Origin of the sequence: Amycolatopsis aidingensis (genome assembly GCF_018885265.1) — a bacterium.
In the GTDB taxonomy this organism is placed as follows: domain Bacteria; phylum Actinomycetota; class Actinomycetes; order Mycobacteriales; family Pseudonocardiaceae; genus Amycolatopsis; species Amycolatopsis aidingensis.
In genome coordinates, this window is sequence record NZ_CP076538.1 from 4,890,662 (window position 1) to 4,915,917 (window position 25,256).

Annotated in this window: 22 protein-coding genes and 1 pseudogene; 10 read left to right on the forward strand and 13 right to left on the reverse strand. The window is 71.4% G+C overall.

Features of this window, described 5'->3' with window-relative positions; genetic code table 11:
* Positions 1-27 precede the first annotated feature (27 nt).
* Positions 28-717 carry a histidine phosphatase family protein gene (locus tag KOI47_RS22325; protein ID WP_232376171.1) on the forward strand — a complete coding sequence of 230 codons (690 nt, stop codon included), beginning with the start codon at positions 28-30 and terminating at the stop codon, positions 715-717.
* A gap of 22 nt (positions 718-739) precedes the next feature.
* Here the strand turns inward: KOI47_RS22325 and KOI47_RS22330 are convergent, their stop codons facing one another.
* Entirely contained in the window at positions 740-1,702 is a 963-nt protein-coding gene (locus tag KOI47_RS22330; RefSeq protein ID WP_216206825.1) for a threonine ammonia-lyase, read from the reverse strand.
* Positions 1,703-1,797: 95 nt separating this feature from the next.
* The gene (locus KOI47_RS22335; protein ID WP_216206828.1) at positions 1,798-2,745 is read right to left on the reverse strand and encodes a threonine ammonia-lyase; all 948 of its coding nucleotides are present in this window, start codon (positions 2,743-2,745) and stop codon (positions 1,798-1,800) included.
* Positions 2,746-2,831: 86 nt separating this feature from the next.
* Here KOI47_RS22335 and KOI47_RS22340 point away from each other — a divergent pair, with 86 nt between their 5' ends.
* A complete protein-coding gene (locus KOI47_RS22340; RefSeq protein ID WP_216206830.1) occupies positions 2,832-3,542 on the forward strand; it encodes a helix-turn-helix domain-containing protein in 711 nt (236 codons plus the stop codon).
* Between the two features lie 10 nt (positions 3,543-3,552).
* A complete protein-coding gene (locus KOI47_RS22345; protein WP_216206833.1) occupies positions 3,553-4,482 on the forward strand; it encodes a hypothetical protein in 930 nt (309 codons plus the stop codon).
* Between the two features lie 6 nt (positions 4,483-4,488).
* Here KOI47_RS22345 and KOI47_RS22350 read toward each other — a convergent pair whose 3' ends face one another.
* Together KOI47_RS22350 and KOI47_RS22355 are read right to left on the reverse strand one after the other, a co-directional pair.
* Positions 4,489-5,985 carry an FGGY-family carbohydrate kinase gene (locus KOI47_RS22350; protein ID WP_216206836.1) on the reverse strand — a complete coding sequence of 499 codons (1,497 nt, stop codon included), beginning with the start codon at positions 5,983-5,985 and terminating at the stop codon, positions 4,489-4,491.
* Positions 5,982-7,394 (reverse strand): L-fucose/L-arabinose isomerase family protein, encoded by a 1,413-nt coding sequence (locus KOI47_RS22355; protein ID WP_216206839.1) that lies wholly within the window; start codon positions 7,392-7,394, stop codon positions 5,982-5,984. The genes KOI47_RS22350 and KOI47_RS22355 overlap by 4 nt, the downstream gene beginning before the upstream one ends.
* A 90-nt stretch (positions 7,395-7,484) precedes the next feature.
* On the opposite strand from KOI47_RS22355, the gene KOI47_RS22360 reads away from it, so the two are divergent.
* Positions 7,485-8,501, forward strand: a complete 1,017-nt coding sequence (locus tag KOI47_RS22360; RefSeq protein WP_216206842.1) for a LacI family DNA-binding transcriptional regulator — start codon at positions 7,485-7,487, stop codon at positions 8,499-8,501.
* On the opposite strand, the gene KOI47_RS22365 is transcribed toward KOI47_RS22360, so the two are convergent.
* Positions 8,391-9,038, reverse strand: coding sequence for an ASCH domain-containing protein (locus KOI47_RS22365; RefSeq protein ID WP_232376172.1), 648 nt, complete (start codon positions 9,036-9,038; stop codon positions 8,391-8,393). The two genes, KOI47_RS22360 and KOI47_RS22365, sit on opposite strands and share 111 nt — an antisense overlap.
* A 207-nt stretch (positions 9,039-9,245) precedes the next feature.
* Here KOI47_RS22365 and KOI47_RS22370 point away from each other — a divergent pair, with 207 nt between their 5' ends.
* Both KOI47_RS22370 and KOI47_RS22375 read left to right on the forward strand, forming a co-directional pair.
* Positions 9,246-9,830 (forward strand): MerR family transcriptional regulator, encoded by a 585-nt coding sequence (locus KOI47_RS22370; RefSeq protein WP_216206844.1) that lies wholly within the window; start codon positions 9,246-9,248, stop codon positions 9,828-9,830.
* A 47-nt stretch (positions 9,831-9,877) separates the two neighbouring features.
* On the forward strand, positions 9,878-10,531 hold the full coding sequence (locus KOI47_RS22375; protein WP_216206847.1) for an RES family NAD+ phosphorylase: 654 nt from the start codon (positions 9,878-9,880) through the stop codon (positions 10,529-10,531).
* Here KOI47_RS22375 and KOI47_RS22380 read toward each other — a convergent pair.
* Together KOI47_RS22380 and KOI47_RS22385 are read right to left on the reverse strand one after the other, a co-directional pair.
* Positions 10,518-12,502: pseudogene (locus KOI47_RS22380) on the reverse strand (S9 family peptidase). The gene KOI47_RS22375 and the pseudogene KOI47_RS22380 overlap by 14 nt on opposite strands.
* A 44-nt stretch (positions 12,503-12,546) precedes the next feature.
* Positions 12,547-13,590 (reverse strand): TerC family protein, encoded by a 1,044-nt coding sequence (locus KOI47_RS22385; protein ID WP_216206849.1) that lies wholly within the window; start codon positions 13,588-13,590, stop codon positions 12,547-12,549.
* 294 nt (positions 13,591-13,884) lie between these two features.
* Between KOI47_RS22385 and KOI47_RS22390 the strand changes: the two genes are divergently transcribed.
* Both KOI47_RS22390 and KOI47_RS22395 read left to right on the forward strand, forming a co-directional pair.
* Positions 13,885-16,764 (forward strand): alpha/beta fold hydrolase, encoded by a 2,880-nt coding sequence (locus KOI47_RS22390; RefSeq protein WP_216206852.1) that lies wholly within the window; start codon positions 13,885-13,887, stop codon positions 16,762-16,764.
* Between the two features lie 49 nt (positions 16,765-16,813).
* The gene (locus KOI47_RS22395; RefSeq protein ID WP_456318998.1) at positions 16,814-17,737 is read left to right on the forward strand and encodes an ABC transporter permease; all 924 of its coding nucleotides are present in this window, start codon (positions 16,814-16,816) and stop codon (positions 17,735-17,737) included.
* Here KOI47_RS22395 and KOI47_RS22400 read toward each other — a convergent pair.
* Positions 17,727-18,281: a GNAT family N-acetyltransferase gene (locus tag KOI47_RS22400; protein WP_216206855.1), complete on the reverse strand. Its 555-nt coding sequence runs from the start codon at positions 18,279-18,281 to the stop codon at positions 17,727-17,729. The two genes, KOI47_RS22395 and KOI47_RS22400, sit on opposite strands and share 11 nt — an antisense overlap.
* 67 nt (positions 18,282-18,348) lie before the next feature.
* Entirely contained in the window at positions 18,349-18,780 is a 432-nt protein-coding gene (locus tag KOI47_RS22405) for a VOC family protein (protein ID WP_216206859.1), read from the reverse strand.
* Positions 18,781-19,061: 281 nt separating this feature from the next.
* On the opposite strand from KOI47_RS22405, the gene KOI47_RS22410 reads away from it, so the two are divergent.
* Positions 19,062-20,093, forward strand: coding sequence for a winged helix-turn-helix domain-containing protein (locus KOI47_RS22410; RefSeq protein WP_216206862.1), 1,032 nt, complete (start codon positions 19,062-19,064; stop codon positions 20,091-20,093).
* A gap of 99 nt (positions 20,094-20,192) precedes the next feature.
* Here KOI47_RS22410 and uvrB read toward each other — a convergent pair whose 3' ends face one another.
* From uvrB to KOI47_RS22425, 3 genes are all read right to left on the reverse strand, one after another.
* Positions 20,193-22,352: an excinuclease ABC subunit UvrB gene (gene uvrB, locus KOI47_RS22415; RefSeq protein WP_269756648.1), complete on the reverse strand. Its 2,160-nt coding sequence runs from the start codon at positions 22,350-22,352 to the stop codon at positions 20,193-20,195.
* A 42-nt stretch (positions 22,353-22,394) separates the two neighbouring features.
* A complete protein-coding gene (locus KOI47_RS22420) occupies positions 22,395-22,664 on the reverse strand; it encodes a hypothetical protein (RefSeq protein WP_232376173.1) in 270 nt (89 codons plus the stop codon).
* Positions 22,665-22,758: 94 nt separating this feature from the next.
* A complete protein-coding gene (locus KOI47_RS22425; RefSeq protein WP_216206865.1) occupies positions 22,759-23,391 on the reverse strand; it encodes a maleylpyruvate isomerase family mycothiol-dependent enzyme in 633 nt (210 codons plus the stop codon).
* Between the two features lie 112 nt (positions 23,392-23,503).
* Here KOI47_RS22425 and KOI47_RS22430 point away from each other — a divergent pair, with 112 nt between their 5' ends.
* Positions 23,504-23,971, forward strand: coding sequence for a MarR family winged helix-turn-helix transcriptional regulator (locus KOI47_RS22430; RefSeq protein ID WP_216206868.1), 468 nt, complete (start codon positions 23,504-23,506; stop codon positions 23,969-23,971).
* Between the two features lie 12 nt (positions 23,972-23,983).
* Here KOI47_RS22430 and KOI47_RS22435 read toward each other — a convergent pair whose 3' ends face one another.
* Positions 23,984-25,237, reverse strand: a complete 1,254-nt coding sequence (locus KOI47_RS22435; protein WP_216206871.1) for a PucR family transcriptional regulator — start codon at positions 25,235-25,237, stop codon at positions 23,984-23,986.
* Positions 25,238-25,256: the final 19 nt, after the last annotated feature.

The window sequence follows — 25,256 nt, forward strand, 5'->3', positions numbered from 1 at the left end:
TGCTCTTGGGTGGGTTACCCTGCGGCCGTGTCGACCTCCGGCGAAACCCCCGTGACCGAGTACCGGCAGCCCCGCTTCGAGGCACCGCCCGGATCCACCGAGCTCCTGCTGATCCGGCACGGCGAGTCCGCGCCCGCCGTGGATGGCGTCCCGTTCCCCGTGCTCGGTGCGCACAGCGACCCTGACCTCGCACCGGAAGGCAGGCAGCAGGCCGAACGGGTGGGTGAACGGCTCGCCAAGGAGCACATCGACGCCATCTACGTCACCACCCTGCGGCGGACCGCGCAGACGGCCGAACCGCTGGCCGGGCGGCTGGGTCTCACCCCTGCGGTCGAGGCCGACCTGCGTGAGGTGCTGCTCGGCGAGTGGGAGGGCGGCCTGCTGCGCAAGCGGGTCGCCGAGAACCACCCGACCGCCCAGCGGCTGTGGGCCGAACAGCGCTGGGATGTGATTCCCGGCGCGGAACCCGCCCCGGAGTTCGCAGCCAGGGTGCGCGGAGCCGTCGAGCGGCTCGTCGCGGCCCATCCGGACGAACGGCTCGCGGTGTTCACCCACGGTGGAGTCATCGCCGCGGTCCTCGCCGCGGCAACCGGCTCGGAGCCGTTCGCCTTCATCGGCGCGGACAACGCGTCCATCTCCGGGCTGGTGGTGCACGGCTCGCGGTGGATCCTGCGCCGGTTCAACGACATCGCGCATCTCCCGCCGGCCGGCCGCTGACCGGGCGGCCGGTCCGGCAACACTAGCTCCGGCCCGCGCCGCCCAGCACCCGCTCGAACAGGTCCGGATTGAGGTTGGCCCCGCTCAGCACCGCCGCGATGGTCCCGCCGGGCAGGTCGTGCTCGGCGATAGCCGCGAGCGAGGCCGCTCCCGCCGGTTCGAGCAACAACCCCAGGGTCTGTGCCGCGGTGCGGATGGCCGCCAGCATCGCCTCGTCTTCGACCAGCACGACCTCGTCCACCAGCGCCCGCATCCTGGTGAGCGACTCCGGAATGGGCGCGCGCACGTTGATCCCGTCGGCGAAGGTGTCCACCTCGGCGGCCTCCGGCTGCCCGGAACCGAAACTCCTCGCCATCCCGGGCGCGCCGGCCGCGCAGGCTCCGACCACGGTCATCCGTGGCGCGTGCTCCTTGATCCACCTGGCCACTCCGGTGATCAGCGAGCCGTCCCCGACCGGAACGACCACCGTGTCGATACCGCCTGCCGCGAGCAGTTCCATGCCGATGGTGCCCGCGCCCTCTGCCACCGCGGGCTCGCGGCCGTCCTCGATGAAGATCCGGCCGGGCCGTTCCCGGACGTACTCCCGCGCCGCCTCTCGCGGGTTCCCCTCGACCTGGTGCACCACGGCGCCGAGGGAGCGCATCCTGGCCAGCTTGCCCTGGTTGCCGTTCGCCGGCGTGAACACCTCGGCCGTCATACCCCTGCGGCCTGCCGCGTAGGCGACGGCCTGGCCGAAGTTCCCGCTGGAGGCGCACACCACCTCGGCACCGGCGGGGTAGCCTGCCAGCAGCCACTGCGCGCCCCTTGCCTTGAAGCTGCGGATCGGGTTCAGTGTCTCGACCTTCACCAGCACCCGCCTGCCCAGCGCGGCGCACAGTTGCTCGTCCACGAACTGCGGGGTGTCCAGGAACAGCGGGTCGATCACCTTGGCGGCCTCGGCGATCCGGGCGGGATCGATATCGACGTCGGCGAGGTTGGCCTGCATGGGATTCGTCCTTCGCGGTCGGCTGATCATGACAACCTCACGCTAGGCCGGGGCGCTGTACCGACGATTGAAAGTTTCCCTCCCCGGACGCAAAATTATTGCGCGGCCAGCCTGTGCAGGTCGGTGTTGCCGCCGGAGAGCACCAGAACAGTGGCTCCTTCGGGCCGCGGCCGCACCGCCCCGGTGCGCAGCGCGGCCAGCCCCAGCGCCGCGGAGGGCTCGACGAGCAGCTTTGTCGACTCCACCATTCCCCGCCAGGCTTCGCCAATGGCCCGGTCCGGGACCTCGACCACCTCGTCCACCAGCGCCAGCACATGGGCCAGCGTGTGCCTGCCCGCGAACGGGGCGGTCAGGCCGTCCGCGATCGTGGCGGCCGGATCGGGTACCGGCACGATCTCCCCCGCGCGTACGGCGAGGCTCATCGCGTTCGAGGTCTCCGGTTCCACTCCGACGATCCGCGCCCGCGGCGCGAGTGCCCGCACCGCCACGGCCACCCCGCTGAGCAGCCCACCACCGCCAACCGGGACCAGCACCAGGCCGGGTTCCGGGCCGTCCGCGCAGATCTCCAGCCCCACGGTGCCCTGCCCCGCGATGACCTCGGGCATGTCGAACGGGTACAGCGCCGGGTAGCCGTGCTCGGCGGCCAGCGCGGCGCAGGTGCCCGCCAGGTCGTCGGTGGGCACGATCTCTCCGCCGTACCGCCGCACGTTCTCCACTTTGGACGCGATGGGTTCGGTCGGCATGGCCACGATCGTGCGCACGCCGAGTTGCTCCCCCGCCAGGGCGACCGCGGCGGCGTGGTTGCCTGCGGAGAAGGTCACCACCCCCTCCGGCAGGCTGCCCCGATCGCGCCAGTCCAGCAGGGTGTTCAGCGCTCCACGTACCTTGAAGCTGCCGGTGTGCTGCAGGTTCTCCGGCTTGACCAGTACCCGCGAGGCGAACTCCGCGGACAGCGGCTCCGGTTCCAGCAGCGGGGTGCGCAACGTCCGGCCCTCGATCCTGCTCGCGGCGGCCCGGACCTCGTCGATCGTCACCAGTTCCACCGGGCCACCCTAACGCCGTCGATCACTCCGGGGCGCGGATCGAAAGCGCCCGACGGAATGTCGGTGGGTGGGGGCATGATGGCGGTATGTACCGCGAGGCTCCGCCACCCGCCCGGCTGCGGCAGGCCGTGCGCTGCCTGTGGTGGTCCGCGGGCGAGGGGACGAAGCTGATCGTGCCGGATGGCTGCCTGGACCTGATCGTCGCGGCCGACCGGGTGTTCGTCGCGGGCCCGGACACCCGGCCGTGGGATTCCACAGCCACCGGGACCCTGCACGGCGTCCGGTTCCGGCCGGGGTACGCGCCGCGGGTGCTGCGGGTGGCCGCGGACGAGCTGCGCGACCAGCGGGTGACCCTGCCCGAGCTCTGGGGGCGGCGTGGCGCCGGGATCGCCGACCTGCTGCTGACCAGGCCGGCCGCGCTCGGCCAGATCGTGGCCGACAACCTGACCGACTGGCCGGATCCGGGGCTGGACCTGCTGCTGGCCCGGCTGACCACCGGGGTGCCCCGGGTCTCGGCCGCGCTGGACGACCTCGGCACGGGCGAGCGCCAGTTGCGCCGCCGGTTCACCCAGGCCGTCGGCTACGGCCCGGCGACCTACCTGCGGGTGGCCCGGCTACAGCGCGCCCGCGCCGCGGCACCGGCCGCCGCCAGCCTGAGCGCGCTAGCGTTGACGGCGGGGTACGCCGACCAGGCCCATCTGAACCGGGACTGCCGGGAGCTCACCGGCCGTACGCCACGCGAGTTCTTCGGCACCGGTGACCGTTCCGTCCAAGACCGCCCGCGCCACGGCGGCTAGCGTCCCCGCCATGAGCACGAACACCACTGTGGACACCGAAGCGGCCAGGCGCGGCCGGACCTTCCTGGCCACCCATGCCAGGGTGCTGGAACGGCGGCTCGCCGAACTGCACCTGGACGGCGGCGGACCGGCGGCCGCGTGCGCCGTCCTGGACGCCCTCGCGGCCCACCGCAACCCGGACGGCGGCCTCGGGCATGCGCTCGAACCCGATGTCCGCGCCCCGGCGAGCCAGCCGCTCGCGGTGGACTTCGGTCTCGAGGTCCTGGAGCAGGTGCTGGACTCCGCCGCGGGCGCGGACGAACTCGTGCGGGACCGGTCCCGGGCTTTCGCGGAGGACCTGTTGCCGTTCCTGGCCTCGGTCACGACCGCGGACGGCGGGCTGCCGATCGTGCTGCCGTCGATCGCCACCCACCCGCGGGCCGAGCACTGGGGCGACGGCGGGTTCCCCGCCGGACTGAACCCCACGGCCGGGATCGTGGCGCGGCTGCGCCGGGCCGGGGTGACCGGCGACTCCTGGCTCAGCACGGCCGAGGCCTTCTGCCTGCAGCGGATCGAGGCGCTGACCGCGGGACAGCCATGCGACGCGCATACGGCGCTGAACGTGCTGCGCTTCCTGGCCCGCTGCCCGGACCGGGACTGGGCCGAACGGCAACGGGCGGTGGTCACCGGGTGGTTCGGCAGGATGCCGCTGCTGCATCTCCACCCCGGCGCCGGCTACGGGCTCACCCCGCTGGACTTCGCTCCCGGTCCGGAGGATCCGCTGCGGGCGGTGTTCCCCGCCGATGCCGTGCGGGCACACCTGGATGCGCTCGCCGCGGCGCAGGCCGAGGACGGTGGCTGGCCGTTGTCCTGGCGTCCGCCGGGCCCCGCCGCCGAGCTGGAATGGCGCGGGGTGTGCACCCTCAACGCCCTGCGGATACTGGCCGTCAACCCCCGCTGACGAAACTCACAGCGGTTGGCTTCGGTGCTGCTGGGCGGCCAGGAAGTGGGCGATGTCGGCGGTCGCTGGGTAGAGCTCCCGGTACCTGGCATAGAACTCGTGGTAGGTCTCGGTCCGCCGCGGGTCCGGCCGGACCGTCCTGGCCAGCGGGTTCCACTCGGTGATGTCCGGGTCCATGCCGGTGGCCACGGCAGCAAGAAAGGCGTCCCCGAAGGCCGCGCCCACGGTCTCCGCGGGCACCTGCTGCTCCGCCCCGGTCACATCGGTGACGATCTGGGTCCAGAGCCCGCCCTGCACCCCGCCGCCGACGGCGACCAGCCTGCCCGCGGTGCCGCCAGCCGAGCCCATCACCTCCAGGTTGTGCCGCACCCCGTAGGCGATGCCCTCCAACGCGGCCCGGTACAGCTCGCCCGGCCCGTGCGCGGTGGTGAGCCCGGCGAGCACCCCGCGCGCGTCGGCGTCGAACAGCGGCGTCCGCTCGCCCGCGAAGTACGGCAACAGCAGCAATCCCCTGCTGCCTGGCGGCACGCTCGCCGCGCCGGCGACCAGCCCGGCGAAGTCGCCGCCCAGCAGGGTGCGCAGCCAGTCGGTGATCGCGCCCGAGGTCGCCATGCCCGCGGCGAGGGAGTAGGTGCCGGGGACGGTGCCGCGGGTGGTCCACAGCCCAGGGTGCGGGCGCGGATCGGACAGCACCTGGATGAGGAACATGGTGGTGCCGTACATGACCATGGTGTCGCCGGGATCGGTCACCCCGACGCTGGCCGCCTCGGCCCAGGCGTCCACGGTGCCCGCGGTGACCGGAAGTCCTTGCGGCAGGCCGGTTTCCGCGGCCGCCTCCGCGGTCACCGCGCCGGCAACCTCGGTCGGCCAGGCCAGCCGGGGCAGCGGCACCCCGGGTGCGGTGCGCTCGGCCCAGTCCGTGGCCCATTCCGCCGCGCGCAGGTCGTACATCGGGTCGCACTGGCTGGCCGAGTGGTGGTCCAGCACGTACTCCCCGGTCAGCCGGTACACCAGGTAGGAACTGGCCATCAGGAACAGCTCGGCCCGCTCGCACACTGCGGGCTCGTTGCGCGCCAGCCAGCGCCATTTCGGCCCCACCGCCTGGGAGGACAGCGGGGTGCCGCCGCGGGCGAGGATCTCCTCGGCACCGAGCTCCGCGGTGAGCTCCTCGATCTCCCTGGTGGCCCGGGTGTCCACGCCGTACAGGATCGCCGGCCGCAGTGGGCCACCGTTGGCGGTCGCGGGCAGCAGCACCGGCCCGATCCCGCTGACGGCCAGCCCGGCCAGCCGGTGCCCGTCGGCCGCCGCCGCCAGCTCCCTGGCCAGCGCGAGAAAGTCGCGCCACCAGACGGATTCCGCGTCGTGCTCGACCCAGCCCGGATGCGGGGTGGAGGTGGCATGCGGCCTACTCGCCCTGGCCAGCACCCTCCCTTGTGGATCGACGAGCACTCCCTTCGAGCTCGAGGTGCCGATGTCGATACCGAGCAGCAGGCCGTCACTCATCTGGACCACTCGTCCAGGTCGATGTCGAGCAGCCCGGCCACCGCGCGCAGCTCCCCGCGCCGGTCGCCGGGCACGGCGTGGATGTGGTTGGCCCCGAACCGGCTGAGGAAAACCGGGCCATCGACATCCAGCCGGGCGAAGGCATGCGGCCATTCCGGGGTGGACTGCCGGACGAGCCGCTGGGTGGTGGCCTCGTCGTAGCTCTCGAACTCGCCGAGCATCAGCTGCAGCCGGTACCGCCCCTCGTTGCGGGTGAGCCTGGCCAGGGTCATCCGGCCCGGTGCGGCGATATGCTGCACCGAGGCGCCACCCGCGGGGAAGAAGAACACCTCCGGGTAGAAGTTGACCTTGGACAGGTTCTCCGCGGGGTCCGCGCTGCGCGCCGCGTACCAGGTGGCATGCTGCCCGGAGTTGCACAGATCCCAGATGTCCAGATCGGCGTGGTAGTGCCGGACGTCGGCGAACAGCACCGGGTCGCCGGAGACCAGGTGCAGCAGCCGCATGGTGAGCGCGCCGTCCATATCCGCCTCGGTCGCGGTGACGTGGACCTCCTTGGGCCCGTTCCAGTCGTAGGGATCGTTCAGGAAGGCCTCGGTCACGTCCATGGTGGCGAAGTGCTCGGTCAGCTCCGGCTGCGCCTTGATCCCGGAGAAGTCGAGGCCACGCTCGGCGATGATCTCCCGGACGGCCAGGTAGGACCGGATCTGCCGCTCCAGCAGCTCCGGGGTCAGCTTGTTGCCGTCGTAGTGCACCCCGGCCGCGGTGGCCTCGATCCACTCCCGCGCCTTCTTGGCCTCGGCGGCATCGGCTCGCTCGGCACGCAGCACGAGCTCGTACTGGTCGATCTCCTCCACGTCGATCCCGAACTGGCGCATCCACTGGTCGGTGTTGGCCACCGCAGTGTTCATCCCCATCGGCCTGCCACCGAACCGGCCGAAGGTGGAGCCGCGCAGCCCGGCCACCGCCGCGGCGGCCCGCGCGTGCACCGCGATCTCCGCGCCCAGCCCTGGATCGTCCGGCGCGCCCCACAACCGGGTGTGCCGCCGCCCGATCTGGTCCAGTGCCCCGCCGGCCGCAAGCATCCCGACCAGCCCCGGTTCGGTGGGATCGGTGCTGGCGAGCAGGATCAGCGGGCTGCGGGTCGCGTCCGCGGCCAGCATGGTGAAATGCGGGAAGCTCCAGACCGCATAGTAGAAGATCGTCAGGTCCACATCGGCGCGGGCGACATGGCGGGCGACCGCGGTGGCCAGCGTGTTCGTCGCGACGAGGTCGTCCCCGGTCACCACCTCGTGGCCGGAGGCGGTCAGCGAGCGCACCAGTGTGTCCTGTTTGGACTGAATGAACCGGGCGTTGCGAGCATGCACGTGGTTGCGTCCGTCGGAAATGCTGATCACGCCGATGCGGGCCACGGTGCCCTCCCAGTGCTCGCCGGGTAATCGTTTTCCAAAGACGCTAGGCTTCCCCGGGAAGCGGTGTCAATAGACTGAGAGGGGTGCGCGGTGGCTACCATCAGCGATGTCGCGGCGAAGGCCGGCGTCTCCACCGCGACCGTGTCCCGGGCGCTGAACGGTAAGTCCACGGTCGATCCGCAACTCGTTGCCAAGGTCCGCACGGCGGCGGACGAGCTCGGCTACCAGCCCAACGGCCTGGCCAGGAACCTGCGCAGGCAGGAGACGGCCGTGCTCGCGCTGATCATCTCGGACGTGGAGAACCCGTTCTTCACCGCGATCGCCCGCGGGGTGGAGGACGTTGCGCAGACCGCGGGCTACTCGGTGGTGCTGTGCAACTCCGACGAGAAGCCGGACAAGGAACGGCGCTACCTGGACGTGGCGTTGCAGGAGCGGGTTGCCGGGGTGGTGCTCTGCCCGGCAGGCACCGCCAGCGGCGCGGAGGTGCTGCGCCAGCGGGGCACGCCGGTGGTGGCCGTGGACCGGCCGTTGCCAGGTGAGCCCGGTGACCAGGTACTGGTGAACACCCGGCTCGCGGCGCGGGAGGCCACCGCCCACCTGCTGGCCGCGGGCTACCGCCGGGTCGGCTGCGTGACCGGGCCTGCCGGCATCCGCACCGCCGACGAGCGGCTGGCCGGGTATCACGACGCCCTGCGCGAGGCGGGCGCGGATCCGGCCGCCGGACCCTCCCGGCACGCCGAGTACCACCGGGCCGACGGCGCGCGGGCGGCCACCCTGGAACTGCTCGACCTCGCCGAGCCGCCGGACGCCCTGCTGATCGCCAACAGCGCGATGGCGATCGGCGTGCTCGAGGCGCTGGCGGGCCGCGGGCTGCGGCCGGGAAGGGATATCGGGGTGGTCGCGTTCGACGACCCGCCATGGGCCACGCTGATCGACCCGCCGCTGTCCGTGGTCGCCCAGCCCACGTACCAGATCGGGTCGAACGCCGCGGAGCTGCTACTGGCCAGGATCGGTGACCCGGGCCGACCACCGGTCACCCGTACGCTCGCCGCCGAGCTGATCCCCCGCGGCAGTTCCCGGCGGGAGGAGGGCGGCGCCGCGGGGTGAGAGGCGGTAGCCGACCTCGAGGCTCTCGGTGAGCCCGAGGTTCTTCAGCTTGCGGACGTCGGCCTTGAACGCCTGCAACGGCCTGCCGGTGGAGTCCGCGAGCTCGGCGGCCCGGGCGCCAGGGCGCGCGGCGATCTCCCGCAGCACCCGCCCGGTCCACGCCCCGTGCCTGCTCGCCCGGTCCAGCCGTTCCAACGCGGCCAGCAGTTCGGTCAGCTCGGCACCCTCGGCCACCCGGTCCCGCAGCGCCTCCCGCGGGTCGGGGCCGGAGCGGCTCAGCTCGATCCGGTACACCTGCCCCTCGGTGCGGGAATCCAGCTCCGAGCGCAGCTGCGCGGCCGAGTCGTAGCCCGCCCGCCTGGCCTCCTCGTCCCGGATGGCGGCCGGATCCACCGGTTGCACGGCGCCGATACGCAGCACGCCTGCCGCCGTGCGCAGCGTGCCACCCGCCCGCACCGAGGGCCGCCGCCAGCGCCGGAAGGCCAGGGTCACCTGCCCGGCCGCGATGAGGTCGAGAATCCGCCGGGGAATGAGCACGCCACGAGTGTGCCACCGGCACGGCGGGGCAACACCGGGAAGACGGCAGAGAGAAGGCTGGACAATCGGGCTAGGTGGGCGCACACTATCCCTCGATTGTCTACCAGTAGTGTTTATTCGTGTGCGGTATGTAGGCGATCTTGGTGAGTTCACACACAATTTGCCGAAAGAGCGCACGAACCCGCACACACGAGCTACCCTAGGCGTATGACATTGGCGTTGGAGAATGTACTGGCCAAGGCGGGCCTCCGGGTCGACGCGACGGAGTTCCTGACACTGGTCGAGGACGCGGCCCGGCGGCTGTCCCCGCCGAACCCGGACCCCTCGCACTTCTTCTCCCCCGACCAGCGGGCCGCACTCACCGACGTCGGTCTCGACCTCTCGCCACACCAGGAAGGCGAGCCCGACTACCGGGCCCGCACGGTCGCGGCACATGCCGTGCTGGCCGAGTCGGCGCTGACCGTCGCAGAGGCCGCGCGCACACTCGGCGTGGATGACAGCCGGATCCGGCACCGCCTCAAGGACCGCAGGCTCACCGGCTGGAAGGACCAGGGCGGCTGGCGGCTGCCCTCCTGGCAGTTCACGCCCAGCGGCGTGCTGCCGGGACTGGAGGTCGTGCTGCGCGAACTACCCGAGGACGTGCCCGCGCTGGTGGTCGCGGCGTACATGAACACACCCCAGTCCGACCTGGTGATCAACGACAAGCCGGCGACACCCCGGCAATGGCTGCTGGCGGGCGGTGACCCCGACCCTGTGGCCCAGCTCGCAGCCACACTTGGCACCCCGGCCTAAGCTGGCGGCAGCCCACAAGATCACAGAAGGACAGGTAACCGCTTCACATGGCAAGGCTGCCCCTGCCTCCCGCGCGTGCTGTCCTGGTCAACGAACTGCGCCGGACCGAGGACGTCGTCGCGGTGCACCCGGCGACCAGGCTGGTACGGATCTTCACCGCGCACGGCAACCACCCGCAACGGTGGAACACGTTCCGGTACACCGGTCCGCTGCCGCACGGCCGTTTCGACCCGCAGCCACCGCGACGCGGTTCGGCGGTGACCGACCCCGGTAACGGCGTGCTCTACTTCGGGCTGTCGGTGCGGACGAGTATCGCCGAGGTGTTCCAGACGACCTCCACCATCGACCGCAAGACCCGCGGTCCCCGGCTGGTCGTCGTCCGGCCCGCACGGACCCTGCGGCTGCTCGACCTTTCCGGCCTGTGGCCGACCAGGGTCGGGGCGTCCCAGGAGATCTCCAGCGGCCCGAAAAAGATCACCCAGGCATGGGCGCGGGCCATCCGTGCGGCCTTCGGCGACCTGGACGGCCTCTGGTACCGCTCCTCCATGGACGGCGGCGATCCGGCCATCTGCCTGTGGGACCCGCCGGCGGGCTCGGCCCTTCCGCTGGCCCCGGATGTGCTGCTCCCGCTGGACCACCCCGGCCTGGACGTGCCACTGGGCCGGGTCTGCCAGGAGCTGAACTACGTCATGCTGAACTAGGGTCGTCCGGCGCGAGGTGCCGGGCCCACCAGTCCAGCACGGCCTCGAACCGCTGCAGGCGGTGCCGCGGCTTGCCGGAACGGGACATCTCGTGCCCCTCCCCCGGGAACAGCAGCAGCTCCGCGTCGGCACCCGCACGCCGCAGCGCCACGAACAGCCGCTGCGCCTGCTCCACAGGGCACCGCCAGTCCTGCTCGGAATGCACCACCGCGAACGGCATGTCGATCTTGTCCGCATAGCTCAGCGGGCTGCGGTCGCGCTGCACATCCGGGCCGTGGAACCCATAGCCCTGCACGAACTCCCAGCCCACGTCCGAGCTGCCGGCGAAGGAGTCCCAGGCGTTCACCGCGCGCTCGCTCCACGCCGCGCGGAACCGCTCGCCGTGATGCGCGGCCAGCCAGGTCGTCATGAACCCGCCGTAGGATCCGCCCATCACCCCCACCCGGCCCGCGTCCAGCTCCGGCCTGGCCAGTGCCGCGTCCAGCATGGCGAGCAGATCGTCCACGTCCACCGTGCCGAACCTGCCGACGACGGCGCGGCCGTGTGCCTGACCGTAGCCTGCCGAGCCGCGCGGGTTCGCCAGTACCACCGCGTATCCCGCCGAGGCATAGACCTGGGCCTCGTCGAAGAAGCTCCACTCGTACGGGGCGAAGGGCCCACCGTGCACGGCCAGCAGCACCGGATGCGGCCCCGGCCCGTCGGGCAGGGCCAGCCAGCCGTGTACCGGGTACCCGTCTGCCGACTCGGTGCTCAGCTCCTCCACCGGCCGGACTCCCGCGGCGCGCAGCGGCGCTGCGAAGTCGGTGAGCCTGCGGCCGGCATCGTCGCCTGCGCCGTCGAGCAGCACCAGCTCCCCCATGCTCTCCGGACCGGCGATCACGGCCGCGATCCGGTCACCGTCCACGGCGAAGCCCCGGACTACCTCCCGCGGGCCGGTCAGCAGGCCGAGCTCGCCCAGCCGGGCGGACTCGGCGTCCGTCGGCACCAGGCGCAGCTCGGCCGCGCCCCGGTTGCGCACCACCACCAGCACGCCGTCCCGGTACCGGGCGGGGCCGCCTGCGTCCGGTTCACAGTCCACCGATTCGGTGTCGGTGTGCCTGCGTGGCACGGCCGGGGTCCGGTCCGCGGGCAGCGTGGCCGACCACAGGCCGGAGTTGCGTGCCGCGAAGTTGATCCCGTCGAACTCGGCGCCGTAGTACCAGACCGTGTCCCCTTCGACCATCGGCCGCCGCGCGTTGCCCTCGGTGCGCACGGCCAGCACGGGATCACCGCCGTCCGCGGGGACCGTGTAGAGGTCCCGATGCAGGGTCTCGACGCGTCCCCAGTCGCGTGCGGCCACCACCAGCACCGAGCGCCCGTCGGCCGTCCAGGCCGGGTCGTCGACATCGGTGCTGTTGTCGGTCAGCGGCCGGAGGGCCTCCCGCGGGCCGGGTTCCGGCCGCGCCGGAACGTCCAGCACGAACAGGCGCCGGGGCCGGTCCAGGAGGAAGCCGATGTCGTCCAGCCGGTAATCCAGCCGGGTGATCCGCCGCGGAGCCTCCTCATCCGGCTCGGGGACCCAGCCGGAACCGTCGGCGACCGGCGTGCCGTAGCGGCCCGGCTCCGGCACCCGCGCGGTGAACGCGATCCGGCGCGAGTCCGGGGCCCACACCGGGGCACCCGCCCGAGCGGCAGCTCGGTGAGCCGTACCGGCTCCCCGCCGTCCACCGGCATCACATGCAGCTGCGGAGCCGCACCCCGGTCGTCGCCCGCCCGCAGGAAGGCCAGCAGCCGGCCGTCCGGTGAGAGCACCGGCGAGCTGTCTCGCTCACCGGTGGTCCACGGGCGGTCGCCGTCCGGCCCGACCTTGCGCAGGGTGCTCAGGTAGCGGTTGCCGGCTAGATCGGGCCGGGACAGGGCCACCAGCAGTAGTTCCCCGCGCAAGGTCGGCGAACCGGGCACGGTCAGCAGTTCGAGATCGGTAGGGCGCACGGCGCCACCCTACCGGATCATTAGCAGAACTAACTACCTTCCGGTTACCGTTCCGCGGCCGTTGCCGCCTCCTCCGCCTGCGCCCGCGCGGCCCGCTCCTCCGGAGCCTCGGCGTCGAGCATCAGGTTCGGCCCGGCCGCCGCGTCCGGGTCCCTGCGCGTCTTGTACAGGCTGGCGACCGTGGTCACGGTCAGCACGGCGACGATGACGCCGAGGGAGAGCCAGTTGTTGATCTCCAGCCAGTCCGGCACCACGTGGTACTCGTGCAGGGCGTGCAGGAACAGCTTGGCGCCGATGAAGCCGAGGATGATCGCCAGCCCGTAGGAGAGGTAGACCAGCTTGGTCACCAGTCCGCCGAGCAGGAAGTACAGCTGGCGCAGCCCCATCAGTGCGAACGCGTTCGCGGCGAACACCAGGTACGCGTCCTGGGTGATGCCGAAGATCGCCGGGATGGAGTCCACCGCGAACAGCAGGTCGGCGCTGCCGATCGCGACGATCACCACGAACATCGGGGTGATCCAGCGCTTGCCGTCCCGCTTCACCGTCGACCTGTGCCCGACGTAGTCCTCGGTGACCGGGAAGATCTTGCGCACCCACTTGGTGACCGCGTTCTCGTGGTACTCGTCGTGCCCGCCCTTGTCGCGCACCATGCTGACCGCCGTCCACACCAGGACGGCGCCGAACACGAAGAAGATCCACACGAACTGGGCGATCAGCGCCGCGCCGACCGCGATGAAGGCGCCGCGCATGACCAGCGCGAGCAGGATGCCGATCAGCAGTACCCGGTGCTGGTGGATGGCGGGGACCTTGAACGAGGACATGATCACCATGAAGATGAACAGGTTGTCCACGCTCAGCGAGTACTCGGTGATGTAGCCGGTGAAGAACTCGACGCCGGGATCGTGCCCGCCGAGCATCCACACCGCGGCGCCGAAGACCACGGCGCAGCTGATGTAGAAGATCACCCAGCGGGCGGCCTCCCCGGTGGAGACCCGGTGCGGCTTGCGGTCGACCAGCACGAGGTCGACGGCGATCAGCGCGAGAAGCCCGCCAATGGTCGCGAGCCACAGCCACAAGGGCACGTTCATCTAACCAAACCTCCGGTGAGCGGAAATGCGGCCACTACCGGAGGTCTCTTCCACCGGCGCGGGCGCCGGCCGACGATGCCGGGTGCGCTGATCCTTGGATGCAGGGCAGCCGTGCTGACGACACCGCCGTGGGGGAATACTCCCCTCCACGTCGATACGTATCGTCGCCGCTCCACGTGATCAGCGCCAGTCAAGGTCAGCAGCGTCACCGGGTTGCCGGGCGTAACCTACGTCACACCCGCGCAACCGGGGGCTACCAGCGGACTCTCAGGAAAGCCCGAATACGGTCGTCCCGTGCGCCGAATCCCCTTCCTCACTCACTGGCGCGGCAGACTCGCCGCCCTGGCCGCGGTCGTCGCCCTGCTCGTCGCGGCCGGACTCGTCTGGGCAGGCGGTGAGGAGCCCTCGCCGGTACGGACCCAGGAAGCGACCGTGGACGTCCCCGCCGCTCCCGGTTCGAGCGAGCAGGTCCGGCTGGACACCACGATGTACACGCCGGAAACCACCCCGGCACCGGCGATCCTGCTCGCGCACGGGTTCGGCGGTAGCAAGGACAGCGTGGCCGGCCAGGCCACCGAACTCGCCGAGCGGGGCTTCGTGGTGCTGGCCTACTCGGCACGGGGGTTCGGGCGCAGCACCGGGCGGATCGCGCTGAACGACCCGGACCACGAGGTCGCCGACGCCAGCAGGCTGCTGGACTACCTGGCGCAACGGCCTGAGGTCAGCTCCGATGCCGCGGGCGACCCCCGGGTCGGGGTGACCGGCGGGTCCTACGGCGGCGCGCTGGCGCTGCTGCTCGCTGGCACCGACGACCGGGTGGACGCGATCGCCCCGGTGATCACCTACAACGACCTGGCGCAGGGGCTGGTCCCGAACGCCGCGAGCAGTGAGCCGGTGGCGGCCGATACCCCGGCGCCCGGCGCGTTCGGCCCGGACGGGGTGTTCAAGGAGTCCTGGGCCGGCATTCTCTTCGCCGCGGGCACCGGAGCCTCCGCGGCCGGCCCAGGTGCCGCGGCCCTGGAGCCCGGCAGCGAGCTGGAGGAGGACGAGGTCGCCGCGGCGGACATGCGTTCCGCGGGCCCGGCCCCCGATGGCATGCCGGGGCAGGGCCAGGGTTCCCTTGCCGATCCCTGCGGGCGGTTCACCGAGCGGGTGTGCGCCGCCTATCGCGATGTCGCCATCGACGGCAGGCCGAGCGAGCAGACGGTGCAGTTGCTGCACCGCGTCTCCCCCGCCTCGGTCACCGGGGACATCACCGTGCCGACCCTGCTGGTGCAGGGCGAGAACGACACGCTGTTCGGGCTGGACCAGGCCGACGCCAACGCCCGCCAGATCACCGAGGCCGGTGGCGAGGTCACCATGATCTGGTACTCCGGCGGGCACGACGGCGGCTCACCGGGCTCGCAGCTGCGCGGCCGGATCGCGGACTGGCTGGACTTCCAGCTCACCGGCGCGGGCCAGGGCCCTGGCGCGCCGTTCAGCTACGAGGTGCAGGGGGCGCTGCGCACCGATGGCGCACCCTCGATCCGCAGGGTGGAGGCACCGGCCTACCCGGGTCTCGATGGCGGCAGCACCGAGCGCAGGCAGGTGCGGCTCGGCGGTGAGCCGCAGGCCATCGTCCGCCCGCCGGGCGGGAACCCGGCCGCGGTGAGCGGGATTCCAGGGTTGAACCGGCTCGCCTCCAGCTCCTCGCGGCTGTCCAGCATGTTCAGCATGGACCCGCCCGGCCAGGCCGCCCGGTTCACCTCCCAGCCAATGGACTCGCAACTGCTGGTCACCGGCGGTTCGACGGTGCGGCTGCGGGTCTCGGTCCCGGAAGGGCAGGCGCCGCGGGACCCGGCCAGCGGTGCGGTGCTGTTCGCCAAGCTGTACGACGTCAGCCCCAGCGGCAGCCGGACGCTGCCCGCGAACGCGGTGGCACCGATCCGGGTTCCGCGACTGCCCGCCGACGGCAGCGCCGCGGAGGTCACCGTGACCCTGCCCGGGATCGTGCGCCCGGTCGAGTCCGGACACTCGCTGGAGCTGGTGGTCGGCACCACCGACCGGGCCTACGCGACCCCGGCCGAGCCGGCCGCCTACCAGGTGGAGCTGGCCGGCGCCGGGACGGTGGCGGTGCCGGTGGTCCCTGGCACCACGGTGACCGGCGGGTGGCCGGTGGGCCAGCTGATCGGCATCGGCGGGGTGCTCGCCGCCGCCGCGCTGGCGACCGTGGTGGCCGCGGTCCGCCGCAGGCGCTCGCATCGGGTGGACCCGGAGCTCGCGGACACCCCGCTGGTGATCGACGGCCTGACCAAGGCATACCCCGGCGGGCTGACCGCCGTGGACAAGCTGTCCTTCCGGGTGGAACGCGGGCAGGTGCTCGGCCTGCTCGGGCCGAACGGCGCGGGCAAGACCACCACCCTGCGGATGCTGATGGGGCTGATCACGCCGACCTCGGGTGAGATCAAGGTGTTCGGCCACCGGGTGTCGCCGGGGGCGCCGGTCCTGTCCCGTATCGGCAGCTTCGTCGAGGGTTCCGGCTTCCTCCCGCATCTTTCCGGCGCGGACAACCTGCGGCTGTACTGGGCCAGCACCGGGCGCCCCGCGGGCAAGGCACATCTCGACGAGGCGCTGGAGATCGCCGGGCTCGGCGATGCCGTGCACCGCAAGGTCCGCACCTACAGCCAGGGCATGCGGCAGCGGCTGGCCATCGCACAGGCCATGCTCGGACTGCCGGAGCTGCTGGTGCTGGACGAACCCACCAACGGGCTGGACCCGCCACAGATCCACCAGATGCGCGAGGTGCTGCGGCGGTACGCGGCCACCGGCCGCACGGTGGTGGTCTCCAGCCACCTGCTCGCCGAGGTGGAGCAGACCTCGACGCATGTGGTCGTGATGCACCGCGGCGCGCTGGTCGCCGACGGCGAAGTCGGGGAGATCGTGGCCGCGGGCGGCGAGGCGACCTTCCGGGTGGACCGGCCGGAGCAGGCCGCGGATGCGCTCAGGTCGGTCACCGGGGTGTCCACCGTGGAGATCGACGGCAACCTCGTGCACGCGGACCTGGACGGGCTACCACGTGCGGAGGCGGTGGCGGCACTGGTCGGCGCGGGTGTCTCGGTCGAGCAGGCCGGGCCCCGGCGCCGACTGGAGGACGCGTTCCTGCAACTGGTCGGAGAGGGTGGCCCCGGTGAGTGAACCCGGCAGCAAGGCGGGCAAGGAGACGGCGGCCGAGCAGAACGCGCGGCTGGACCACGGAGTGCACACCGACCCCGGCGCGCTGCGGGAGCTCACCGTGGCGGCGGAACACGAGCGCACCGAGGTGGGCCAGGACGGCGCGGTGGCGGGCTACCGGGCGGGCCGCACCCTGCGGCTGAGCGTCGAGCTGCGCAGGCAGTTGCGCAGGCGGCGTACCCAGCTGGTGCTCGGCCTGGTGGCGCTGCTGCCGTTCGTGCTGGTGGCCGCGTTCGAGATCGGCGAGGCGAACCCGGACCGGCGTTCCGGCGGGTTCGTGGACCTGGCCACCGCGAGCGCGCCGAACTTCGTGGTGCTCACCATGATGGTGTCCGGCACCTTCCTGCTGCCGATGATCGTCGCGTTGTTCTTCGGCGACACCATCGCCAGTGAGTCCTCATGGTCGAGCCTGAAGTACCTGCTGGCGATCCCGGTTCCGCGGCATCGGGTACTGCGGCAGAAGGCGATCGCCTCGGCGCTGCTGTCCGCGGCGGCGCTCGCCCTGCTCCCTGCGGTGGCGCTGCTGGCGGGGGTGATCTGGTACGGCGCGGGCGAGGCGATCAGCCCGACCGGGGATGCCGTGCCCTTCGGCGACAGCGTGCTCGCGATGGTGCTGGCCGTGGTGTACATCGTGATCCAGCTGGCCTGGGTGGCGGGGCTCGCGCTGCTGCTGAGCGTGTCCACCGACGCCCCGCTCGGCGCGGTCGGCGGGGCGGTGCTGGTGGCGATCGTCTCGCAGATCCTCGACCAGATCACCGCACTCGGCGACCTGCGGGACTTCCTGCCAACGCATTTCTCCTTCGCCTGGATGGATCTCATCTCCACGGAGGTGGACTGGTCGGATATGGCCACCGGGGCGCTGTCCTCGGTGAGCTACGGGACGGTGTTCCTGCTGCTGGCCGCCCGCCGGTTCGCCACAAAGGACATCACGAGCTGAGCCGCCTGCGGTCGGTCGCCAGCCGGGCGTGGATCTCCACGTCGTAGCGGGCCCCGCCGTAGCGCAGCTTCTCGCGTTGCACACCCTCCGGGCGGTATCCGGAACGCAGCGCGACCCGGCAGGAAGCCGGGTTGTTCACCCGGTGGCCGAGCTCCAGCCGGAACAGCCCGAGCTCGCGCAGCGCCCAGTCGCTCACCGCCCGGCAACCCGCGGTCGCCACCCCCTTGCCGCGGGCGGGCCGGGTGGTCCAGTAGGACACCCAGCCGGTGCCGTGCCGGTGGTCCACCGCGGTCACCGCGGCATTGCCGAGGACCACCCCGGCCCGGTCGGTGATCGCCCAGGCGTAGCCGGAGCCCGACTCCCAGTGCCGGGCGCGCGCGGTCAGCCAGGCCGCCGCCGCGTCCGGGGTGTCCACCACCTCGACCGACTGCCGCCACAGGTCCTCGTCGGTGAACGCGGCGAGGACGGCGTCCACGTCATCGGCGTCCCACGGTCGGAGAATCAGGCCGCCATCGGCCTCCAGTCGTTCCAGTCGTTCGGTCACCGAACAACGGTCGATCAGCTCCGCCCGCCGGTCCACCGATTTTCCGGACTCCGGTCGCCGGGCAGGGTCACTGCACGCAGAACTCGTTGCCCTCCGGGTCACGCATGACCATGCACCGGCCACCCGGTTCGTTCACCTCGCGGATCGTGCTGGCCCCGGCCTCGGTGAGGGTGCGGACGTGCTCGAGCACCCGCTGCCAGCCGCGCTCGGTGTGCAGGTCCGGGAGGCTGGCGTTGACGTCGAGGTGCACCCGGTTCTTGGCGGTCTTGCCCTCCGGAACCCGGTGGAAGAACAGCCGGGGACCGTTGCCATCGGGATCGACCACCGCGGAGTAGTCTCCCCATCGCTCCCGCGGGATGCCTGCGCTCTCGGCGAAGGCCTCCCAGGAGTCGAAGCCCTCCGGCGGCGGCTGTACCTGGTAACCCAGGGCCAGCGCCCAGAACTCCGCCAGCTTCCCCGGGTTCGCCGCGTCAAAGGTCACCTGGAATCCAAGCGCCATGACTGGGTCCTTTCTCCATCCTGATCGTGGTCCGGAGTATGCCCGGAGGCACCGACAAGATTCCGGCAACGGGCGCAGGATCCCGCGCTCACCCGGTGCCGGGTACGCCGGCCGGGTGCCGATGGCCTCCCTCCACCGGCACCCGGCCACCCCCAGTTGCCTGCCGTGCACTGTCGATATGCCGAGCTTGCGCGCTAGTGTGGGTTACCTACAACTCGCTTCGGGGTGCGCCGAATCGAGCCGAACTTGGACGGGTGGACCGCAGCGGCTCGAAGGGAACTATGAGCTGGCGAATACACTTCACCACGGACGACCTGGCACGAACCCGGATAGCGGCGGCCCCGCAACCACTTGTCGAGCTGAACGTCGCGGTACGGATGCTCCAGGACAGCCGGCATCACCCCGTGCGCTTCGGTGCGTGGCGGCGTACGGCACTCTCGCGGTTGCCCGCGCAGGCTCGCCTGGTGTTCGACCTGATACCGGTCCAGGAATGGGGACTGGACCTGCTGACACCCCCGGGTGCGGGAGACCCGAGGGCGCTGCTGGAACAAGTCCGCTCGACCCCGGCGCGACGGCTCAGGCTCGAGCTGGCTCAGCTTGCCGCGCTGCGCGAGCACCGGCGTCCGCTCCCCCGCTGGACCGAGCGGATCAATCACGATCCCCGGCTGCTCCAACAGGTGGCCGACCTGCTGGAGCAGGTGTGCCGGCACGCTATCGAGCCTTATGCGCGAACGCTCCACGCCTCGACCATGGCCGACCGATCAGTCCGCGCACGGCATATCGCGAAGGGCGGGATGGACCGGATGCTGTCCGGGCTGATACCCGGCCGGGTGCGCTGGGAACCACCCGTGCTCGTGGTGACCAAACCCGGTGGCGCCGACGTGGACATCGATCTCGGTGGCCGCGGGCTGCTGCTGGTGCCCTCGCTGTTCGGCTCGGATTACCCGATCCTCGCGCTCGATGCCGAGCCGCAGCCGTTGATGACCTACCCCGTCCACGACACCAACCCCGATCAGCCCTTACCAGCTCCCGTTTCGATCGGCCCGACGCCAACCACCCCGCACGCCCTGGCGTCTCTGCTCGGCCGGACTCGCGCCACCGTGCTCACCGTCATCGGGGAACATCCCGGCTGCACCACCGCCGAACTCGGGGCGCTGGCCGGTATCGCCCCGGCCAGCGCCAGCGAGCACGCCTCGATCCTCCGCAAGGCAGGGCTCGTGACCACCATCCGGCACCACAAGGCGGCGCTGCACTCGCTCACCCAGGCCGGCGTGGTGCTGCTGGACTCCCCGAATGCGGTGCCGGCAGGCTAGGTTCGTTCCTCGATCCTTTCCACGCGGCCAACTCGCCTACCTGAGCGGCCAACACGCGCACGCCGACGGCCAAAGCGTGCGCGTGGGCGGCAAACGCGGTTACTTGACGCCGGCGGCGTCCATGCCGCGCAGTTCCTTCTTCAGCTCGGCGATCTCGTCCCTGAGCCGGGCGGCGAGTTCGAACTGCAGGTCGCGGGCGGCCTGCATCATCTGGTCGGTCATCTGCTGGATGAGGTCGGCCAGTTCGGCACGCGGCATGGTGGACACGTCCTTGTCGGCGAGCATGCCGGAGCTGCGCACCTTGTCGCCCTGCTCCGGTTTCTTGCCGCGGGAGGCGTTGCGCCCGGAGCCGCCGACCGCGACCTCCTGCTCGGAGTCCTCGGCCTCGGTGTAGACCCGGTCCAGGATGTCGGCGATCTTCTTGCGCAGCGGCTGCGGGTCGAGCCCGCGCTCGGTGTTGTACGCGATCTGCTTCTCGCGCCTGCGGTTGGTCTCGTCGATGGCGTAACGCATCGAGTCGGTGACCGAGTCCGCGTACATGTGCACCTGCCCGGACACGTTCCGCGCGGCCCGGCCGATGGTCTGGATCAACGAGGTGCCGCTGCGCAGGAAGCCCTCCTTGTCGGCGTCCAGAATGGACACAAGGGAAACCTCGGGCAGGTCCAGCCCCTCGCGCAGCAGGTTGATCCCGACCAGCACGTCGAAGTCACCGGAACGCAGCTGCCGCAGCAACTCGATCCGGCGCAGTGTGTCCACTTCGGAATGCAGGTAGCGCACCCTGATGCCAAGCTCGAGCAGGTAGTCGGTGAGGTCCTCGGCCATCTTCTTGGTCAGCGTGGTGACCAGCACCCGCTCGTCCCGCTCCGCCCTGGTCCTGATCTCGTGCACCAGGTCGTCGATCTGCCCCTCGGTCGGCTTCACCACGACCTCGGGGTCCACCAGCCCGGTGGGCCGGATGACCTGCTCGACGAACTCGCCGCCGGTCTGTCCCATCTCGTACGGCCCCGGCGTCGCCGAGAGGTACACCGTCTGGCCGATCCGGTCGGAGAACTCCTCCCAGGTCAGCGGTCGGTTGTCCAGCGCGCTCGGCAGCCGGAAGCCGTGCTCGACCAGGGTGCGCTTACGCGAGGCGTCGCCCTCGTACATGCCGCCGACCTGCGGCACCGTCTGGTGCGACTCGTCGATCACCAGCAGGAAGTCCTCCGGGAAGTAGTCCAGCAGGGTGGCGGGCGACGAGCCCGCGGGCCGCCCGTCCACATGCCGCGAGTAGTTCTCGATCCCGGAGCAGGAGCCGATCTGGCGCATCATCTCGATGTCGTAGCTGGTGCGCATCCGCAGCCGCTGCGCCTCCAGCAGCTTGCCCTGCCTCTCCAGCTCGGCCAGCTGCTCCGCCAGCTCGGCCTCGATATCGGTGATGGCCTTCTCCATCCGCTCCGGGCCCGCGACGTAGTGCGTGGCCGGGAAGATGCGCACCTCGTCCACCTCGCGGACGATGTCCCCGGTCAGCGGATGCAGGTAGTACAGCTTGTCGATCTCGTCCCCGAAGAACTCGACCCGGATCGCCAGCTCCTCGTAGGCGGGGATGACCTCGACGGTGTCCCCGCGCACCCGGAAGGTGCCGCGGGCGAAGGCCAGGTCGTTGCGGGTGTACTGGACGTCCACCAGCGCGCGCAGGAACACGTCCCGGTCGATCTCCTCCCCCACGGTGAGCTTGCTCGACCGGTCCAGGTAGGACTGCGGGGTACCGAGGCCGTAGATGCAGGACACGCTGGCGACCACGATCACGTCCCGCCGGGACAGCAGGTTCATCGTGGCGGAGTGCCGCAACCGCTCCACATCGTCATTGATCGAGGAGTCCTTCTCGATGTAGGTGTCGGTCTGCGGTACGTAGGCCTCCGGCTGGTAGTAGTCGTAGTAGCTGACGAAGTACTCCACCGCGTTGTGCGGGAAGAAGTCGCGCAGCTCGTTGGCCAGCTGCGCGGCCAGCGTCTTGTTCGGCGCCATGACCAGCGTCGGGCGCTGCACCCGCTCGATCAGCCACGCGGTGGTCGCCGACTTGCCGGTGCCGGTGGCGCCGAGCAGGACGACGTCCTTCTCGCCCGCCTTGATCCGGCGTTCCAGGTCGTCGATCGCCTCGGGCTGGTCGCCGGCGGGCTGGTAGTCGCTGACCACCTGGAACCGCCCGTCCGACCGCGGGATCTCGGAGACGGGGCGGAACTCGGAGTGCGCCAGCACGGGGTGTTCGGTTGCGAAAGCCACGCCGTCCAGGGTAGGCGTGCCCCCCGACAGTTTCAGCCCGCGCTACCCCGCGGCGGGCAAGGGCCCGGCCCGGCCCGGTGTGGAGTTGGCCACGCAGAGTTCGCAGGGCATACCGCTGAGCTGGGGCAGCACCTCCACCTCGGCCGGTACGACCGGTTCCCCGCACAGTGCCGCGAGCGGCCCTGCCGATCTGCCGGACTCCGGTATCGGCACGACATGACAGACCCGTTTGCTTTCGCCGACCACTCCGGGTCGCGGTCGTACCACCGCGAGGATCTCGCCCGGCTCAGCTCGGCGCCCCGACAACGCCATGGGGCGAGGCTAGTGGCTGAGCGCGACCGGCTCTTCGTGCCCTCGGCCCAACGATCACTGGTCCGTTTGGTCCGCCGGACCGAACAGGTGGGCGCTACCGGCTGGACCGCAGCTCGGCGGGGTCGACGGCCCGCCCCATCACGTGCATCAGCAACGCCTCCGCGGGACCGCGCAACTCCACGGGCCCCTCCCCGTGCCGCCAGTCGATATCGGTGGCGACCAGCCGGGTACCGGTGACCCGCCGGGCGTCGGCCGCGAAGGCCCCTTCGGTCAGCACGGCGGTGAGCGCCGCGGTGAGCACCTGCTCCGGGATGTCCGTGCCGAGCCCGAGCGGGCGGCGGATGTCCTGGTGATGCACCACGTTGTCGACCAGCAGCAGCGCGGGACTCAGCCGGAACACCAGCATCATCCGGGACGTGTCCAGCGCCGCGACCAGTTCTTTCGCCGGGCGGCGCGCCCAGCGCGCGGCGGCCCTGCGGTTGTACTCGTCGTGGTCGAACCGGGCCCCCGCCATGCCGAACAGGAAACCGCCGAGCCCGACCCTGGTGTTCTCCGCGACATGCCCGGCCACCTCCCGGACCGTCCAGCCCGCGCACAGCGAGGGGGCCGCCCACTGCCGCTCGCTCAACCCGGCCAGGGTGGTCGCCAGCCTGCGGCGCTCAGCCAGCGCGAGGGTGCGCTTGTCCGCAGCCGTCATGACCTGCCTGCCCATCTCCACGACCCCCATCAGTCAGTGCTCGATATAATTAGCAAGCTAACTAACTGTATTGTAAGCTGTCAACCGGACCCGCTCGGCTAGGCTGGGCGACGCGAGCGAGAGGCGGAACGGAGGGGTGGACATGCCGGAGCCCGCCGCCCCGGGCCAGGAGGCATCCGCGCCGGAGTGGCTCACCCAGAGCGTGGCGCCGAAACTCCATCGCACGGCCAAGGCCAGCCGCACCTTCTTCGAACAGTTGCTCGCCGAGCACGGCGCCAGCTTCGCGATGTGGACCGTGCTGGCCACGCTCACCATGAAGGGACCGATGATCCAGCGGGAGATCGCGGCGCAGCTTTCGATCGAGGGCCCGACGCTGACCCGGCACCTGGAGACCATGGAGGCCCGCGGGCTGGTCAGCAGGACCCGGACCGACACCGACCGCAGAAGCTCCCTGGTCGAGCTCACCGAGGTGGGGCGGCAGCTGTACGAGCGCCTCGCGGCGGTCGCCACCGAGGCCAACGAGGCCATGCTCAGCGGGGTGAGCCCCAGCGACGTCCAACGGTTCGGCCGGGTTCTCGACCGCATCCTGGCCAACGTGGCCAGGCGCTAACGGAACGGGCTCTCAGGTGAGCACGGCGGGACCGAGCCGATGGCAGAGGTTCAGCGCCAGCTCCAGGTCGAGACGCTGCTCGCCGATCGGCCTGCCGAGCAGTTCCTCCACCTTGCGCAGCCGGTACTGCACGGAGTTCTTGTGCATGTTCAGCCTGGTGGCCGCCGTGGTGTAGCTGCCACCGGCGGCAAGGAAGACCCGTACCGTGTCCCGTAGCCTGCGATGCGGGGTGTCGTCCCTTGCCAGCGGCCCGAGCGTGTCCTGGACCCAGGCGCGCGCCCCGCCGAGGTCCGCGGCCAGCAGGGTCATCGCGCCCACCTCCTCGTACCCGAGGATCGGGTCGCAGTGCTCTCCCGCGGCCAGTGCGAGTGCCTGCACCCGCACGGCCTGCCGGTGCGTGCGGCGGAACCCCGCCACGTCCCGCCCCGGTTCGCCCAGTGCCATCCGGATACCGGGACCGCGCTCGGCCAGTGTCTCCTCCAACTGCTGCCGTTTGGGCAGCGCCGGGTCCTCCAACGGCAACCACACCCATGCGCTGGCGTCGTCGTACGGCACGAACAGCGGGCGCCGTGGGCATCCGGTGCGCTGTTGCAGGCTCAGCGCCAGCGCCTCCAGCCGGTCGAGCCCACCGCAGGCAGGCTCCTCAGCGGACCGCCACAGCACCATGCCGAGATGCAGCCCGCGCAACCGGTACCCGATCGCGGTCTCCGCCGCGCCGAGGTCCGCGGCCTCCTCTGTCAGCAGCGAGCGCACCCGCGCGGCCCGGACCGCGCTGTGGTTGAGCAGCCACCGGTCCCGCTCGTCCTGGTACGCCGAGACCACCTGCTGGGTGACCCGGTCGATGAAGGCGAAGGTGATGGTCAGCGCCCTGCGGAACATGGCGTCCAGCAGGGCAGGGTCCTCGATCCCCTTGGCGGCCTGGGCGAGCGAATGCTCCAGGATCGTGGTCTGCCCCAGGTAGTAGGCCCGGATCAGATCGATCACCGGGGTGCCCCGCTGCGCGAGCCGCCGCGCGTACTCCACCGCGGCCGCGGGAGCATCCACCCCCGCCGGGTCGATGCCGTGCTGGAAGATCCGCATCGCGGTGTCGATGTTCTGGTGCACGCTGGCCGAGAGCAGGCTGACCATGCGCTCGTCGTCGTGCACCAGCTGGGGTAACTCCCGGTCGTACACGCCGACCAGCTCCGCGGTCAGCTCGCTTGCCCGGTCGCCGAGTTCGGCGGTGACCCGGGCAAGCTGTTCCGCGACCAGGGTTTCGTCCACCATCGGGCCGAGCCTACGACAG